At 64.9% G+C, this 16,371-nt stretch carries 15 protein-coding genes; 7 read left to right on the plus strand and 8 right to left on the minus strand.

What is annotated here, in order from left to right:
* A partial coding sequence (locus tag ACK41X_RS17865) for a gamma-glutamyltransferase family protein (protein WP_409726098.1) occupies nucleotides 1–1,364 on the minus strand: 1,364 nt, incomplete at its 3' end.
* Nucleotides 1,365–1,472: 108 nt separating this feature from the next.
* Entirely contained in the window at nucleotides 1,473–3,569 is a 2,097-nt protein-coding gene (locus ACK41X_RS17870; RefSeq protein ID WP_409726100.1) for a M3 family metallopeptidase, read from the minus strand.
* A gap of 137 nt (nucleotides 3,570–3,706) precedes the next feature.
* Here ACK41X_RS17870 and ACK41X_RS17875 point away from each other — a divergent pair, with 137 nt between their 5' ends.
* Nucleotides 3,707–3,976 carry a hypothetical protein gene (locus ACK41X_RS17875; RefSeq protein ID WP_409726102.1) on the plus strand — a complete coding sequence of 90 codons (270 nt, stop codon included), beginning with the start codon at nucleotides 3,707–3,709 and terminating at the stop codon, nucleotides 3,974–3,976.
* 79 nt (nucleotides 3,977–4,055) lie between these two features.
* On the opposite strand, the gene ACK41X_RS17880 is transcribed toward ACK41X_RS17875, so the two are convergent.
* Entirely contained in the window at nucleotides 4,056–4,502 is a 447-nt protein-coding gene (locus ACK41X_RS17880) for an SRPBCC family protein (protein ID WP_409726105.1), read from the minus strand.
* 207 nt (nucleotides 4,503–4,709) lie between these two features.
* On the opposite strand from ACK41X_RS17880, the gene ACK41X_RS17885 reads away from it, so the two are divergent.
* The 6 genes from ACK41X_RS17885 to ACK41X_RS17910 all read left to right on the plus strand — a co-directional run bounded on the left by ACK41X_RS17885 (nucleotide 4,710) and on the right by ACK41X_RS17910 (nucleotide 11,520).
* A complete protein-coding gene (locus ACK41X_RS17885; protein WP_409726107.1) occupies nucleotides 4,710–5,513 on the plus strand; it encodes an aminoglycoside adenylyltransferase family protein in 804 nt (267 codons plus the stop codon).
* A gap of 89 nt (nucleotides 5,514–5,602) precedes the next feature.
* Nucleotides 5,603–6,823 carry a helix-turn-helix domain-containing protein gene (locus ACK41X_RS17890; RefSeq protein ID WP_409726109.1) on the plus strand — a complete coding sequence of 407 codons (1,221 nt, stop codon included), beginning with the start codon at nucleotides 5,603–5,605 and terminating at the stop codon, nucleotides 6,821–6,823.
* Between the two features lie 41 nt (nucleotides 6,824–6,864).
* A complete protein-coding gene (locus ACK41X_RS17895) occupies nucleotides 6,865–7,503 on the plus strand; it encodes a glutamine cyclotransferase (RefSeq protein ID WP_409726111.1) in 639 nt (212 codons plus the stop codon).
* A 638-nt stretch (nucleotides 7,504–8,141) separates the two neighbouring features.
* Entirely contained in the window at nucleotides 8,142–9,272 is a 1,131-nt protein-coding gene (locus ACK41X_RS17900; RefSeq protein ID WP_409726113.1) for a type III PLP-dependent enzyme, read from the plus strand.
* Nucleotides 9,273–9,419: 147 nt separating this feature from the next.
* Nucleotides 9,420–9,995 carry a GNAT family N-acetyltransferase gene (locus ACK41X_RS17905; protein WP_409726115.1) on the plus strand — a complete coding sequence of 192 codons (576 nt, stop codon included), beginning with the start codon at nucleotides 9,420–9,422 and terminating at the stop codon, nucleotides 9,993–9,995.
* A gap of 91 nt (nucleotides 9,996–10,086) precedes the next feature.
* The gene (locus tag ACK41X_RS17910) at nucleotides 10,087–11,520 is read left to right on the plus strand and encodes a homospermidine synthase (protein ID WP_409726117.1); all 1,434 of its coding nucleotides are present in this window, start codon (nucleotides 10,087–10,089) and stop codon (nucleotides 11,518–11,520) included.
* Between the two features lie 151 nt (nucleotides 11,521–11,671).
* On the opposite strand, the gene ACK41X_RS17915 is transcribed toward ACK41X_RS17910, so the two are convergent.
* From ACK41X_RS17915 to ACK41X_RS17935, 5 genes are all read right to left on the minus strand, one after another.
* The gene (locus ACK41X_RS17915) at nucleotides 11,672–12,382 is read right to left on the minus strand and encodes a histidine phosphatase family protein (RefSeq protein ID WP_409726119.1); all 711 of its coding nucleotides are present in this window, start codon (nucleotides 12,380–12,382) and stop codon (nucleotides 11,672–11,674) included.
* 21 nt (nucleotides 12,383–12,403) lie between these two features.
* Nucleotides 12,404–13,426 carry a WD40 repeat domain-containing protein gene (locus ACK41X_RS17920; RefSeq protein ID WP_409726121.1) on the minus strand — a complete coding sequence of 341 codons (1,023 nt, stop codon included), beginning with the start codon at nucleotides 13,424–13,426 and terminating at the stop codon, nucleotides 12,404–12,406.
* 152 nt (nucleotides 13,427–13,578) lie between these two features.
* Nucleotides 13,579–14,619 (minus strand): CobW family GTP-binding protein, encoded by a 1,041-nt coding sequence (locus tag ACK41X_RS17925; RefSeq protein ID WP_409726123.1) that lies wholly within the window; start codon nucleotides 14,617–14,619, stop codon nucleotides 13,579–13,581.
* A 51-nt stretch (nucleotides 14,620–14,670) separates the two neighbouring features.
* A complete protein-coding gene (locus tag ACK41X_RS17930; protein ID WP_409726125.1) occupies nucleotides 14,671–15,624 on the minus strand; it encodes a metal ABC transporter substrate-binding protein in 954 nt (317 codons plus the stop codon).
* A 17-nt stretch (nucleotides 15,625–15,641) separates the two neighbouring features.
* Nucleotides 15,642–16,371: metal ABC transporter permease (locus ACK41X_RS17935; protein WP_409726127.1), on the minus strand; the 730-nt coding region annotated here is incomplete at its 5' end.

Raw genomic sequence — 16,371 nt, forward strand, 5'->3', positions numbered from 1 at the left:
GCCGCGATCGCCTCCGGCAGCGGCTGCCGGAACAGCACATGGCGCGCGAAAATCATGCCTTGCGTCTGCGGCTGGCCGTCGCCGCCCATGGTGCCGTAGGCCATGATGCGGCCGTCCTTGAGCACGGCGAGCGCCGGATTGAGGGTGTGGAACGGCAAGCGGCCGGGCTGCAGCGGGTTCACCGCATCCTTGTCGAGCGAGAAGCTCGCGCCGCGGTTCTGCATCAGCACGCCGGTGCGCGGCAGCACGCAGCCCGACCCGAATTCCCAGTAGATCGACTGGATGTAGGAGACGACGAGACCTGATGCGTCAGCCGCACCCATCCAGACCGTATCGCCCTCGCCATACGGCGCAGGCCAGCGTGCTGCCTTCGCCCGGTCGATCTTTTGCGCCTCGGTATCGAGGAAGGCCGCTGCAAGATAACGGTCCAGCGGTTCCTTGATCCGGTTGGGATCGGTGACGACCCGGTCGCGCACGCGAAACGCGCGCTTGGTGGATTCGACGAGGCCGTGGACGAAGTCGAAGCCTTCGGCCTCCGTCACACGCAGCCGTTCAAACAGCGCAAGAATGATGAGCGAGGCGAGGCCCTGCGTCGGCGGCGGCGCATTGTAGAGCGTGCCGGCCTCGAGCCGGATCGACAGCGGATCGGCGACATAGGCGCGGTATTTTTCAAGGTCTGAGCGCGTCACCGGCGCGCCGATCCGTTCGAGGTCGGCGGCGATCTCGCGGCCGACATCGCCGCGGTAGAAATCGTCGAGCCCGGCATTGCCAAGATGATCGAGCGTCGCCGCAAATGCCGATTGTTTCATCGTCGCGCCTTCGGCGGGCGCCTTGCCGTCGGCGAGGAAGGTTTGCGCGAAACCGGTGGCCGCGCCCATCTCGGCGAGCTTGTCGCGGGTCAGCGCATGCTGGCTGCGGCTGACCACATAGCCGTCGCGCGCCTGCTTGATCGCGGGCGCGAGCAACAGGTCGAGTGGCATCTTGCCGCCTAGCGCTTTCGCAGCCTCCAGCGCCAGCATCCAGCCGCCGATCGCGCCGGGAACGGTGAGCGCCGCGAGCGGCCCCCGCGCCGGGATCGTGTCGTAGCCGCGCTCGCGGTAATGCGCGATGGTCGCCTTGGCCCCGGCCGGGCCCGGCGCCATCAGCGCACGCATGCGGCCGTTCGGCTCACGCACCAGCCAGAAGCCGTCGCCGCCAATGTGATTCATGTGCGGATAGACCGCAGCGATGGACGCCGCCATCGCGACCATCGCCTCCAGCGCGTTGCCGCCCTCTGCGAGGATCAGCCGGCCGGCTTCAGCGGCGGCGTGGTGAGGAGCCGCAGCAACGCCGCGGCGATGGCCGGAGGTGTGGGAATTTGTCATTCGATATCCGTCATGCCCGCGCCCGTCGCAGGCATCCACGTCTTAACGACTATCAGCAGTAAAAGACGTAGATGGCCGGGACAAGCCCGGCCATGACAAGAGAGGCGCCTACGCCTCCCCGGCCGGCACCGCGTCCACCAGTCCGCGGCGCGCGAGGAGCGCCTCCGGCGACGGCAGCTTGCCGCGGAAGGCAATATAGGCCTCGTCCGAAGAACGGCGGCCGCCGGCGGCATAGATATTGTCCCGCAATTTTGCGGCGACCGCCGGATCGAAAATGTCGCCCGCCTCCTCGAAGGCGCGGAACGCATCGGCGTCCAGCACCTCCGACCACATATAGCTGTAATAGGCTGCCGAATAGGCCGAGCCGGCGAACACATGCTGGAAATGCGGGGAGCGGTGCCGCATCGCGATCTCCCCGGGCATGCCGAGTTTCTCCAGCGTCGCGCGCTCGAAGGCCGAGACATCGAGTTCATCTGCCGCCGGCAGCGAGTGGAATTCCAGATCGACCAAAGCGGACGCCACATATTCCAGCGTGGCGCAGCCCTGGTTGAAGGTGCGCGCATCCAGCATCTTCTTCAGCAGGTCTTCGGGGATCGGCTCGCCGGTCCGGTAATGCACCGCGAATTTGCGCAAAACTTCGGGCCGCTCGAACCAATGCTCGTAAAGCTGGGAGGGCAGCTCGACGAAATCGGTGTCGACATTGGTGCCGGAAATTTTCGGATAGGTGACATCCGACAGCATACCGTGCAGCGCATGGCCGAATTCATGGAACAGCGTGCGGGCGTCGTCGTAGCTGAGCAGCACCGGTTCTCCCGGCGCGCCCTTGTTGAAGTTCATCACATTGACGATCAGCGGGCGGACATCGCCGATCAGCTTTTCCTGATCGCGCAGCGAGGTCATCCAGGCGCCGCTATGCTTGGAGGGCCGCGCGAAATAATCGCCGAAGAACAGCGCAACATGCTTGCCATTGGCATCGGAGACATCCCAGACCCGCACGTCCGGATGCCAGACCGGCACGCCCATCACTTCACGGAAGCGCAGGCCGAACAGACGGTTCGCGGTGTCGAATGCCGCCTCGATGATCCTGTCGAGCTGCAGATATTGCTTGATCGCCGCCTCGTCGACGTCATGCAGCTTCTTGCGCAGCTTCTCCGCATAGTAGCGCCAGTCCCAGGGCGCGATTTTGAAATTGCCGCCCTCGGCCTGGGCGAGCGCCTGAAGCCCGTCGCGGTCGGCCAGCGCCCGCTTGAGCGCGCGCGGCCAAACGTCGCCAAGCAGATCGCGCACCGCACGCGGGGTCTTCGCCATGGAATCGTCGAGGCGGTAATCGGCATAGGTCGGATAGCCCAGCAGCTTCGCCCGCTCGGCCCGCAGCGCCACCATCTCGGCGATGATCGCCTTGTTGTCGGTCGCACCGCCCATGTCGCCACGCGCCATCCAGGCACGGAACGCCTTCTCGCGCAGGTCGCGCCGCGAGGAATATTGCAGGAACGGCTCGACGCTGGAGCGCGACAGCGTGACGACATATTTGCCTTGGAGGCCGCGCGCCTCCGCCGCTTCGCGCGCGGCAGAGCGCACGAAATCCGGCAGGCCAGCCAGATCGTCCTCGCCATCCAGCTCGATGAATGTGTCGCGCTCGTCGGCCAGCACATTCTGGCTGAAGGCGGTGCCGAGCGAGGCGAGCCGCTGGCCGATCGCGGCGAGGCGTTCCTTCGCGGCCTGATCGAGATGCGCGCCGGCTCTGCGGAAATCGGTGTGGTATCGCTCGAGTACGCGCATCTGTTCGGGGTCGAGGCCGGCCGCCGGTGCGTCGTGCATGACTTTATCGATGCGGCGGAACAGATCGCCGTTCAGGCGGATCGCGCTGTGATGGGCGGACAGCCGCGGCGACATTTCGCGCTCGACCGCCTGGATCGCGTCGTCGGTATGGGCGCCGGCCAGGACGTAGAAAACGTCGGAGACCCGGCCCAGCGTCCGGCCGGAATTCTCAAGCGCGACAATGGTGTTGGCGAAGGTCGGCGGCGCGGGATTGCCGACGATCGCGGCGATTTCGGCATTGTGCTCGGCCATCGCCCGTTCGAAGGCCGGGACGAAATGCGCCGGCTCGATCTCCCCGAACCGGGGAACCTCGAAGGGGCCGATCCAGGGGGCGAGCAGCGGATTGTCTGTACTAATCGGGCCGTTGGTCGCAGCTTGTGCGGTCATGCTCTGGACTATCCCGGTTTACTGGAATTCAGGCGGCGGGTTCCTCCCGACATGGGGTCTTTAACCTGCCAAATCCAGCCTTGATCGGCGGCCGGCTTTCGACGACATTGCGCCGCCATTCGAACCTGGACCGAACCATGAACGCAGACGCTACCCCGAAGACCGCACGCCCGGCGGGCGGCAAGCAGGTCATCTGGATCAACGTCGTGACCGTAATCAGCGCGGCAATCCTGATCGGGGCCGAGGTGTTCGGCGCCGCGTTTGCCGGTTCATGGGCGATCGCGAACCTGTTCGGCTTCGACGAAACGGTGCGGCGCGTCCTCGACGTCGCCTTCCTGGCGCTGGGCGCCTACATCATGTTCCGATTCATCCAGTTCGCCCGGACGGTCGAGCCGTTCAGCCGCTAGGCTGACAGCGGGCCGGCGCCGAAGGCCGGCCGCGCCGCAAGGGTCCCGCTTCAGCCGCCACCCGGTGAATGCGCTTCGGTCAGCGCCACTGGCGATCTACGATCACGTCGTCCGGATAGGGCGCGCCCTTCCCGGTCTCGATCAGCGACTTCAGGCTCATCAGGAAGGTCGCCCATTTCGTGCTGCAGTGATGCATGAACTCGACCGGCTCGGCCCAGCCCTGATGCTTGAACAGGACGACGGTGAAGTCGTCCTCGCGCCGCAGATCGAAGCTGATCTTCGTCCCGATCCACTCCGCCGGTCCGTCGACCACCTGCCAGAGCACCCGCTTGCCGGGATCGAGCTCGAGCACCTTCATGTCGAAGCCGCCATTGTCCCCGAAGCGGAACCGGATCACTTCGCCGACCTTGCTTTGTCCATGCGTATCGTTGGTCCACCAGTCCGCAAGCCCATCGATCGCAGTCAACGCCTTGTAGGCCTCGTTCGGTGACGATTTGATACCGACGCGGTGCAGGATATCTGGCATCCCGGTTCTCCTTCTCGGTTAGCCGCCGCGTTCGACGCGACGCGCTGGTGGTTCCGAGATAGAGGCGCGGCGCCGTCGGGCGAGAGTGACAAGTGTGACGGGATTTCAGAGCGGCCGGCGCTGGTCGAGCGGATTTGACGTCGGCCACGGAAGCAGGCCTATCTCGGAACTTTGCCACGGTTCGATGTGGCTGGCATTTTCATCGCAATGACGCCATTTCTCAGTCAAGAGGCCCGGTCGCGCGATCAGATTGCGGCGGCCACCGACATTATCCGGGACACGCTCGGCGACGCCGCCCTCGCGGTGTACCTTTACGGGTCAGCGGTCGCGGGCGGTTTGCGTCCCAACAGCGACATCGATGTCCTGACCATCAGCAGCCGCTCACTCTCCGGCGATGAGAGAGCGACGATCATCCGGCGGCTCATGCCGATCTCTGGCTGGCACGCCGATGGCGGGCCGGGCCGTCCGATAGAGCTTTCCGTCGTAGCGCGGCCCTCTCTCATGCCGTGGCGCTATCCGCCGAGCATCGAGCTTCAGTACGGTGAGTGGATGCGCGAAGAGCTGAAACGGGGCGAATTGCCGAAATGGCCACACCCCGACCCGGACGTGACGATCCTCGTCGAGACCGCACGCCGGGCGGCCGTGCCGCTGCTCGGACCGCCCATCGCAAAAATCTTGGAGCCGGTGCCGCGAGTCGATCTTGTGCGCGCGATGACCGAAGCCATCCCCGTTATTATGCCAGGTATCGAAGAGGGCGACGACAGACGGAATGGGCTGCTGACGCTGGCACGGATATGGAACACGCTCGCGACCGGCGAGATTCGTTCCAAGGACGAAGCGGCCAACTGGGCGCTCGCACGCCTTCCCGAGGAGCACCGGCCGGTGCTTGCGCATGCCCGAGCGGTGTATCTCGGCGACGAGCCGGAGGCTTGGCACGATCTTGATCCGCATGTGCGGCCGCATGTCGACCACGTCGTCAATAGAATACGGACGCTGGCGTCCAAGGACTGAATACGCAGCCCGCACATCACCCCGCTCAGTCACGTGATACGAGGGTCTGTCATCGCAATGGCGGCAGAGACAAGGGCGACGGGAAACGAATGGACTCGCTGATCACCGCCGCCGGACGCGCATTGGCCGCCGGCGATCCGCTGGGCGCGCTGCAGCGCGTCGCGCTGCGCGACGATGCGCCGGCGCTGGCGCTACGGGGAATCGCGATGGCGCAACTCGGTGAGTTCGGCAAAGCCAGGGCGCTGCTGCGCCGTGCGTTACGCGCTTTCAGTCCGATGGAAGCGGTTGCGCGGGCGAGATGCGTGGTTGCGGAGGCCGAAGTGGCGCTGGCGTCGCGCGACCTCGGCTGGCCCGTGCACGCGCTCGACGCGGCGCGGACGACGCTTCAAGCCCATGGCGACCGGATCAATGCGGCACTCGCCCAGCATCTCGCAATTCGCCGCATGCTGCTGGTCGGCAGCCTCGACAACGCTGAACGCGCGCTGGGCGCCATCGATCCCGCGTCGTTGCCGCCGGCTTTGCGAACGGCGCACCACCTGGCCGCCGCGGGTATCGCAATGCGCCGAATCCAGACGGCACCGGCGCGGGCCGCGATGGAAGCGGCACAGCACGCGGCGCGGACGGCGGGCATCCCTGCTCTGACCGCCGAGGTCGAGAGAACGCTGAGGCTTTTGGAGATGCCTGCGGCACGGCTGCTCGAAGGCGGCACCGAGCGTCCGTTGCTCCTCGAACAGGTCGAGGCGCTGCTGTCGTCGGAGGCGCTTCTGGTCGATGCGTGCCGCAATGTCGTGCGTGACCAGGGCTCCACGATCTCGCTGGCGCGCCGTCCTGTCCTGTTCGCTCTGGCGCGCGCCCTCGCCGAAGCGTGGCCAGGCGATGTGCCGCGCGACGCTCTGGTCGCGCGGGCATTCCGGGCGAAGCGGGCCGACGAATCGCATCGCGCGCGCCTGCGGGTCGAGATCGGACGACTGCGCCGGCTTCTGCGGGCGGCCGCCGACATTACCGCAACGAAATACGGCTTTGCCCTCACCCCGCGTCGCGTCAGCAATGTCGCGGTGCTCGCACACCCCATCGAAGAGGAGCACGGTGCAGTCCTCGCCTGCCTTTCCGACGGCGAAGCCTGGTCGAGTTCGGCGCTGGCCCTTGCGCTCGGAGCGAGCCAGCGTACCGTGCAGCGCGCGCTCGACGATCTGGCCGCGGCGGGCAAGGTGCAGTGGGTCGGCCGCGCCCGCGCGCGCCGCTGGATGACGCCGCCGATCCCGGGTTTCACGACAATCTTGTTACTCTCGGGTCCGCTGCCCGGCGACTAGCTTGCGGTCACAGCAAAGCGGAACGCGTGTGGAGCATTGAAATGACAGTGGTCGAGCAACCGGCCGAAATCCTTCGCGAGTACGGCCCGTTTCCGGCAATCGAACAAGTGGCCGGGGTCACGTTTGACGGCCGGCATGTCTGGTTCGCCGCAGGCGACCGCATTTGCGCCCTCGATCCGCAGAGCGGCGCCATCGTGCGCACGCTCGGCTTGCCGGGACACGCGGGAACGGCTTTCGACGGCACACACCTGTTCCAGATCGCCGAGGACAAAATCAACAAGATCGACCCGCAGACCGGCCGGGTGCTCGCGACGATTCCTGCGCCCGGCGGCGGCGGCGATTCCGGGATGGCCTGGGCCGAAGGGACGCTCTGGGTCGGGCAGTATCGCGAGCGCAAAATCCACCAGATCGATCCGGACACCGGCGCGATCCTGCGCACCATCGAGTCGAACCGCTTCGTCACCGGCGTCACCTGGCTGCAGGACGAACTCTGGCACGGCACCTGGGAAGGCGAGGAAAGCGGCCTGCGCCGCATCGATCCGCAATCCGGCGAGGTGCTCGAGCGTATCGATCTGCCGCCCGGCACCGGCGTCTCGGGGCTTGAGTCGGACGGACGCGACCGTTTCTTCTGCGGCGGCGGCAATAGCGGCAAGCTGCGCGCGGTGCGACGGCCGCGCTGAGCGCGTTCACGGATGCGGCGCATAGCTGCGCGTCGCAAGGCGATGACGTGGCGGCTAACGACGCATGAGCACGGTTGCGCGCCACCTTGCGTCATGCCCGACGCGTCGCGCACCTGTGCTGCGTTAACGTCTCGGTAAGTTTCGACGTTTTTGAGCCGCAGCGCGCGCATAATGCTTGACACCCCGCGCAAATGTATTATTTGCGGACTTGCCCAATTTCGCACGTGCCTGTGGTCGCGTGTCGGTCGGTAGGTAGCGGGACAAGAGGCCCGCCAGCCGCCTGGTGAGACTAAGCTCTCTGCGGAGAGTCTCTCCAAGAACTCTGACCGGCAGCCGGAGGCGAAACCGGCGAACTCAGTTCTCCGCTGAGGACGCGACTTAAAGCAACGACGGAGCGGGCTTTTTTGGCTATCGCCGGCTGTCCAAAAGCCGGTCTGGTTACCGAAAGGGCTTGTCCTTCATTGCCAGGTGTGCGGACGGGGTCTCCCCATCCAATCCACGGCAGCACTGTCCGGTGTCGAACGCCGCTCGTCGTGACCTCCATCGCACGGCAGCGCGGATTCGCCATCAGACGCTTACCGAGGGTGCTGTGCCAGAGCCTCTGGCATTGCCCCGCAGCGCTGTTTTGGGGAAGACCAATGACCGACCGCATCCGCGAATTCCTTCGCACCCGCACCGAAGACGGCCCCGTGCTGGTGGTCGATCTCGACGTCGTGCGCGACAATTACAACGCCTTTGCAAAGGCGCTGCCGGACAGCCGTGTGTTCTATGCCGTGAAGGCAAACCCGGCCCCGGAAGTGCTGTCGCTGCTGGCCTCGCTCGGCTCCTGCTTCGACACCGCCTCGGTCGCCGAGATCGAGATGGCGCTCGCGGCCGGCGCCACGCCCGACCGCATCTCCTATGGCAACACCATCAAGAAGGAGCGCGACATCGCGCGCGCCTACGAGATCGGCGTTCGCCTGTTCGCGGTCGACTGCAAGGCCGAAGTCGAGAAGGTCGCCCGCGCGGCGCCCGGCGCGAAGGTGTTCTGCCGCATCCTGTGCGACGGCGCAGGCGCCGAATGGCCGCTCTCGCGCAAGTTCGGCTGCGAGCCTTCGATGGCCGCGGACGTGCTTGAGCACGCGCATCGTCAGGGCCTGAATGCCTACGGCATCTCGTTCCATGTCGGTTCGCAGCAGCGCAACCAGCATGCGTGGGATCGCGCTTTGGCGCAGGCATCGGCCGTGTTCAAGGAGTGCGGAGAGCGCGGGATCAACCTGTCGATGGTCAATCTCGGCGGCGGCTTCCCGACCAAGTACCTGAAGAACGTGCCGACGGTGAAGACCTATGGCTCGGCGATCTTCCGGGCCTTGCGCAAGCATTTCGGCAACCGCATCCCGGAAACCATCATCGAGCCGGGCCGCGGCATGGTCGGCAATGCCGGCGTGATCGAGACCGAAGTCGTCCTCGTCTCCAAGAAAAGCGAGGAGGACGAGGTGCGCTGGGTCTATCTCGACATCGGCAAGTTCGGCGGTCTCGCCGAGACCATGGACGAGGCGATCCGCTACCCGATCCGCACCCCGCGCGACGGCGGCGAGATGGCACCGTGCATTCTCGCCGGCCCGACCTGCGACTCGGCGGACGTTCTCTACGAGAAGCAGCCCTATCCGCTGCCGGTCTCGCTGGAGATCGGCGACAAGCTGCTGATCGAGGGCACGGGTGCGTATACCTCGACCTACTCGTCGGTGGCCTTCAACGGCTTCCCGCCGCTGAAGACGATCCACATCTGATCGCTCCGCGATCGGGCCACATCTGATCGCTCCGCGATCGGGCCATATCTGACAACGCCGGGAGCCGGCGCTAAACCGGCTCCCCTTCCCTTCACCTTTCAGGACTGAAGCCGTCCCGTGAAAAGCGGGGCACGGAAGGAGATGGCCATGGCTGCCATTCGCCAGGAAAAGATTGCCGATTTCGATGCGCGCGAGGCATTGCTCGACCGCGCCTATGGCGAGGTGCGTTTCGCCAAGACTTCGGAGCGCCTGCGCGAGGATCGGCTTCCCGCGGCCGGCCTGTCCTTCGTCGCGACCGAGAAAGGCCGCGTCGTCGGCTCGGTCCGCCTGTGGGACGTGTCGGCCGGTCCCGGCCGTCCGGCGCTGCTTCTCGGCCCGCTCGCGGTTTCGCCGGAGCACCAGGGCAAGGGCATCGGCGGCAAGCTGATGAAGCAGGCGATCGCCACCGCGCGCATGCGGGGTCACAGCGCCATCCTGCTCGTGGGCGATGCGCCCTATTACGGCCGGTTCGGCTTCTCGGCGGAGAAGACCGGACTGCTCTGGATGCCCGGTCCCTATCAGCAGGACCGGCTGCTTGCGCTCGAACTCACTGCCGGCGCGCTCGATGGGGCCCGCGGCATGATCGGCGCCACCGGCCGCCGCGCACCCAAGCCCGAGCTTGGCGCTCTGGTGGCGGCGGCATCCAACGGGGCTGTCAAAAGCCCGACACCGCGCGCAGCCTAGGTTTGCGCCGCAAAGCCTGGGCGGGTATCGCAGAGGCCGCGATACCCGCCCATTCCCCTTTTGATTTCCCTTCTGACTGGAGCGACACGAGATGACCGACTGGCCCGTGCACGGCAAGATCGACGGCCCTATTGTGATGATCGGTTTCGGCTCGATCGGAAAAGGCACGCTGCCGCTGATCGAGCGCCATTTCCACTATGACAAGTCGCGCTTCGTGGTCATCGACCCGGAAGACAAGGATCGGAAACTGCTGGATGAACGCGGCATCCGCTTCATCCACGAGGCGGTGACGCGCGACAATTACAGGCAGCTTCTGACGCCGTTGCTCACCGCAGGCGGCGGCCAGGGCTTTTGCGTCAATCTGTCGGTCGACACCTCCTCGCTCGATATCATGGAGCTCTGCAACGAGCTGGGCGCGCTCTACATCGACACCGTGAACGAGCCCTGGGCGGGCTTCTATTTCGACCCGAGGAAGGGGCCGGAGGCGCGGTCGAATTACGCGCTGCGCGAGGCCACGCTTGCGGCGAAACGCAAGCGCAAGCCGGGCTCGACCACGGCGGTGTCGTGCTGCGGCGCCAATCCCGGCATGGTGTCGTGGTTCGTCAAGCAGGCGCTGCTGAATATCGCAGCCGATACCAACACCAAGATCAAGGAGCCCAAGACCCGCGAGGATTGGGCGAAGCTCGCCAAGAAGCTCGGCGTCAAGGGTATCCATATCGCCGAGCGCGACACCCAGCGCGCCAAATATCCAAAGCCGATCGAGACATTCGTCAACACCTGGTCGGTCGAGGGCTTTGTCTCGGAAGGCCTGCAACCGGCCGAACTCGGCTGGGGCACACACGAAAAGTGGATGCCGAAGAACGGCAAGAAGCACAAGACCGGCTGCCAGGCGGCGATCTACCTGCTGCAGCCCGGCGCCGACACCCGCGTGCGGTCCTGGACGCCGACCGCAAAGGGGCAATACGGCTTCCTGGTCACGCATAACGAGTCGATCTCGATCGCGGACTATTTCACCGTGCGCGACGGACGAAAGGTGACCTACCGGCCGACCTGCCACTACGCCTATCATCCCTGCAACGACGCGGTGCTGTCGCTGCATGAGATGTTCGGCCGCGCCGGCAAGAAGCAGGACAAGATCCACATTCTCGACGAGAACGAGATCGTCGACGGCATCGACGAGCTGGGCGTGCTGCTCTACGGCCACAAGAAGAACGCCTATTGGTACGGCTCGCAGCTCTCGATCGACGAGACCCGCAACATCGCGCCGTATCAGAACGCGACCGGTCTGCAGGTCACCTCGGCCGTGCTGGCCGGCATGGTCTGGGCGCTGGAAAATCCGAACGCGGGCATTGTGGAAGCCGACGAGATGGATTTCCGCCGCTGCCTCGAAGTTCAGATGCCGTATCTCGGCCCGGTCGTGGGGGTTTACACCGACTGGACGCCGCTCGAAGGGCGGCCGGGGCTGTTTCCGGAAGACATCGACAAGCGCGACCCGTGGCAGTTCAGGAACGTGCTGGTGCGGTAACCTTCTGCCGCAAAGCGCCTCTTTCCGTCATTGGAGCGAAGCGGAGCAATCCATCCGGTCGCGGGTCACCTGGATTGCTTCGGATTGCTTCGGATTGCTTCGGATTGCTTCGGATTGCTTCGATTCGCCGCGCAGGCCGCGCGATGACAACTCACGGCAGGCACTTGCTGCCCATCGGCAGCTTCAGGCGCTTGCCCCATTCGGCCGATGGCAGTCTGTCGAACGGCGGGGCAAATTCCTGCCTGACCATCCGAAAGCCGGTTGGCACCTGCGATCCGCTGGTCCCGAACTCCACGATCCAGAAATGGTCGTAGGTGTATCCGGGCCAGCTATCCGGCACATCCGGCAGCTTGTCGAGATTGAGAAGCTGCCGCAGCGTCACCTTCTGGTCGGGAAACTTCCGCGCCATCGCCTCATCGGCGATGTGACGATGATTCCACACCATGACGACGATCCGGCCGTGATAGCGCGGATCGTCCAGCACGGCGCCCGCCGCCTGCTGGGTGCGCAGATTGAGCTGCGGCGTTGGATCGACGCCCGGCAACGGCACCGCTGAAAACACCGTGACCGGCATTTCCCATGTCGCCGCCGCGGGAGAGGCGAATTGCAGTGTGTCGAGGGTGAGCGCGAAAAACCCCGCGGGCCGCTCGCCCGCAGGAAACAGCGAATCCCTTGCACCCTGACCGAGATACTGGGAGGCGAGCGCGAGAGAGCGGTCGATGCCAAGACGGCACAGTGACGAGACGCTCTCCTTCTCGCCGTGGCGCAGAATAACAACGGTCTTTGGCAACGAAAATGCGGGAACGCCGAACCCGCACAGCACAAACAAAACCATCAGAACCGTGCCGCTTCGGCGAAACATGTCGCCCCTCCGACATTTGCGTCAGGACAAGTCTACCACACCTGCCGCGCGATCCTCACAGGCAAAGGCGAGTTTCAGTCCGTCGCCGCTCCAGCAGAGCGCCGTAACCGGCGCATCGAGATCGGAGGAATGCACCAGCACCTCGGCGCCATCATCGAGCCGCACCAGCAGCACAAGCCCGTCCTCGTAGCCCGCCGCGACGACAGGCTGCTTTGGATGACAGGCGACGACCGCGAGCTTTTTGGCATGAGGCGCAAGAAGCGCCGGCTGTTTGCCCATCGGACCGTCCTTACCGGCGAAAGGCCACAGGATGAGCTGGTCGGAGCCGCCGGTCGCGAGGAAGGCGCCGTCCGCGGTCCAGCTCATGGAGCGCACCCGCGCGGCATAACCCGACATCCGCATATGCTTGCCATCCACCAGCCGCCAGCCATGCAGCATCGGCTCCTGCATGCTGGTAACCAGAAAGCGGCCGTCCGGGCTGACCGTGGCGCCAAGATGCGAGCCCTTCCATTCGAGGAATTCGGGTTTGACCTGCGCATTCGGAAACCATAGCGAGGCGCCGTTGTAATGAGCGATCGCCAGGCGCATGCCCTTCGGCATGAAGGCGAGCCCGCCGGCGCTTGACGGCAGGTCGAGCGACTTCACCTCGCCCTTGCGCGCGGCGACCTGAGCGGCCTTGCCGACCGACCAGGCGACGGCGCCGTCCGGTCCGAGCGCGACATGATCGATCCAGCGCCGCTTTGGATCGGCAAAGACCGTGCGCATCACCCCTGCGCGGTCGATCTCCATGACCCGGCCATCGTCGCCGCCGGTGACGAGATGACGGCCGTCGCAGGCCGAGGAGAGGATTCCGCCCTCATGCAGCGGCACCCGCTGGCTTGCACCGTCGCCAGCGACCAGCAGCACGGCATCCTCGGCAAGGACGAAAACAGCCTTCTCTCCGAGGAAATGCGCGGCAATGACGGAGCCGCCCGTGGCAACCATTGTGGCGCGGCCGGCGACGGACGGCGTGTTGGCAGGGGAACGCGTGTCGGACATCGTCATTCTCAGTCGTCCCGGAAGCCTGAGCGCAGCGAAGTCTATCCGGAACCCATAACCGCCTGCGTTTCAATCAGGAAATAACAGGGCGAACAACCCGCACCGGGATTATGGTCCCGGCTCTTGCTTGCGCTCGGCCGGGACGACCGCGCGATGGATCAGGCCACGCACTCGGCGAAGCCCGTGCGAATTTTTTCTTCGGGAAGGTGGCGGCCGATGAAGACAATGCGGCTCACCCGCTCCTCGCCGTCCTTCCAGGGACGCTGATGATCGCCGTCCAGGATCATGTGCACGCCCTGGAATACGAAGCGGTCGGGATCGTCCTTGAAGGAAAGAATGCCTTTGGAGCGCAAAATTGCAGGCCCGTCTTCGGCGACCAGCTTCTGTATCCACGGAAAGAACTTTTCCGGGTTGAGCGGCTGGTCGGTCGAGAGCGAAATCGACTGCATGTCCTCATCGTGGTAATGCTTCACGCCGTGATGGTGATGGCCGTGGTGCTCGTGGCCGTGATGATGATCATGATTGTGGTGATCGTGGTCGTGATCATGCGTTTGGCCGTGCAGGAAGTCCGGCTCGATATCGAGAATCCGGTCGAGGTCGAAGGCCTTGCGGTCCAGCACTTCGTCGAGCGCGATCTGTGAGCGTTGGGTGCGGTGCAGCTTCGCATACGGATTGATTCCGCGGATCCGCGCCTCGACTTCCTGAAGATCCGCCTCCTCCACCAGATCGGTCTTGTTGACCAGAATGACATCGGCAAAGGCAATCTGGTTCTTGGCTTCGGGCGCGTCCTTCAGACGGTCCTTCAGCCACTTCGCGTCGGCGACCGTGACCACCGCGTCGAGCCGCGTCTTCTTGCCGACCTCCTCGTCGACGAAGAAGGTCTGCGCCACCGGCGCAGGGTCGGCGAGCCCGGTGGTCTCGACGATGATCGCGTCGAACTTGCCCTTCCGGCGCATCAGCCCCTCGATGATGCGGATCAGGTCGCCGCGCACGGTGCAGCAGATGCAGCCGTTATTCATCTCGAAGACTTCCTCGTCGGCGTTGACGATCAGGTCGTTGTCGATGCCGATCTCGCCAAATTCATTGACGATCACCGCATATTTCTTGCCATGCGGTTCGGAGAGGATGCGGTTGAGCAGCGTGGTCTTGCCGGCGCCGAGATAGCCGGTCAGCACCGTGACGGGAATCTTGTCGGACATGAACGCTCCAGCCGATTTTCCGGGCCGCCCGAGGCGGGCGGAGCACGGCGGCTAGGACTGCAGCGCCGCGCTGAGCGTCCTTATATTGTGCCGGATAAGGTCGATGTAAGTGGGGGCCGGGCCTTTTTCGTCGGTCAGGGCATCGGAATAAAGGGTACCGCCGATTTTGGCGCCGGTTTCGTCGGCGATTTGCTTGAGGAGCCGCGGATCGCTGACATTTTCCAGGAACAAGGCAGGAATTTTCTGCTTTCTGATCTGGGTGATGATCCGCGCCACATCCCTGGCCGAGGCCTCCGAATCAGTGGACACGCCTTGGGGAGCGACAAAAGTCAGCCCGTAGGCATCCTGGAAATAGCCGAACGCGTCGTGGGTGGTGATGACTTTGCGGCGATCGGCGGGAATACGGCCGACCGCCTCGCGCACCTCGCGGTCGAGTTCGTCGAGCCTGGCGAGATAGGCGGCGGCATTGTCCTCATAAACCGCCTTGCCGGCCGGGTCGGCGGCGATCAGTCCATCCCGGATATTGGCGACGTAAATCTTCACATTGGCCACCGATTGCCAGGCATGCGGATCGCCGTCGCCATGGCTGTGGCCATGGCTGTGTTTGTGGCCGTGCTTGTGACCATGGCCGTGCGCGTGCTGGCCGGCCATCTTGCGCGGCTTGATGCCCGTGGCCGCAACGATATTGGGCGCCTTGGTGTTGGACGACTTGACCAGCCGCGCCAGCCAGCCCTCGAAACCCAGCCCGTTGGTCACAATCACCTTGGCGTCAGCCAGCATCTTCGCGTCCGCGGGCGAGGGCGAATAGACATGCGAATCGGCGTTCGGCCCGACGATGTTCTTCACGCTCACCCGGTCGCCGCCGACATTCGATACAATATCGCCGAGGATCGAGAAGGTCGCGACAACAGGGAGTTTCTCCGGTTCCTGCGCGAATGCCGTTCCGGCGACATGCGGGAGTGCTGCAATGGCCAGGGCAGCGAGAAAAAATCGTCTCGTCGGCATAAGGACCCTCCTGACTGTCAGGCTTCGAGATGGCGTCCCGGAAACATCTGCCGCACCAGCCCGCCGACATTGCCGAACAGGAGCGAGAGCGCATACAGAATTCCCGCGACCAGTATCACCGCGGGCCCCGCAGGCGCCGCAGTATGGAATGAAACCAGAAGCCCGGCATAGCCGGACAACATTCCGGCCAGCACTGCGACAACGATCATCTGCGTAATGTCGCGCGCCCAGAAGCGGCCGATCGCGGCCGGCACCATCATGATGCCGACAGCGAGCAGCGTGCCCAGCGCGTGAAAACCGGAGACGAGATTGACGACCAGCAAGGCCAGAAAGATCAGATGCGCCGGGCCGCCGGCTCGGCTGACCGAGCGCAGATAGAGCGGGTCGACGCACTCCATCACCAGCGGCCGGTAGACCAGCGCGAGCCCGAGCAGCGTCACCGTGGCATTGATCGCGATCAGCGTCAGGGTCTGGTTGTCGAGTGCCAGCACAGATCCGAACAGGAAATGCAGCAAGTCGATATTGGTGCCGCGCACCGAGATGATGGTCACGCCGATCGCGAGCGACAATAGGAAGAACACGGCGAGCGAGGCGTCCTCCTTCAACTCGGTGGCGCGCGCAACCAGTCCCGCGACCAGCGCCACCACAAAGCCCGCGATCAGCCCGCCCGCGGTCATCGCGAAAATGCTGAGACCGGAAATCATGAAGCCGATGGCAGCGCCCGGCAGCACTGCATGCGCCATGGCG

The sequence above is a fragment of the Pseudorhodoplanes sp. genome, assembly GCF_046289595.1.
In the GTDB taxonomy this organism is placed as follows: Bacteria; Pseudomonadota; Alphaproteobacteria; order Rhizobiales; family Xanthobacteraceae; genus Pseudorhodoplanes.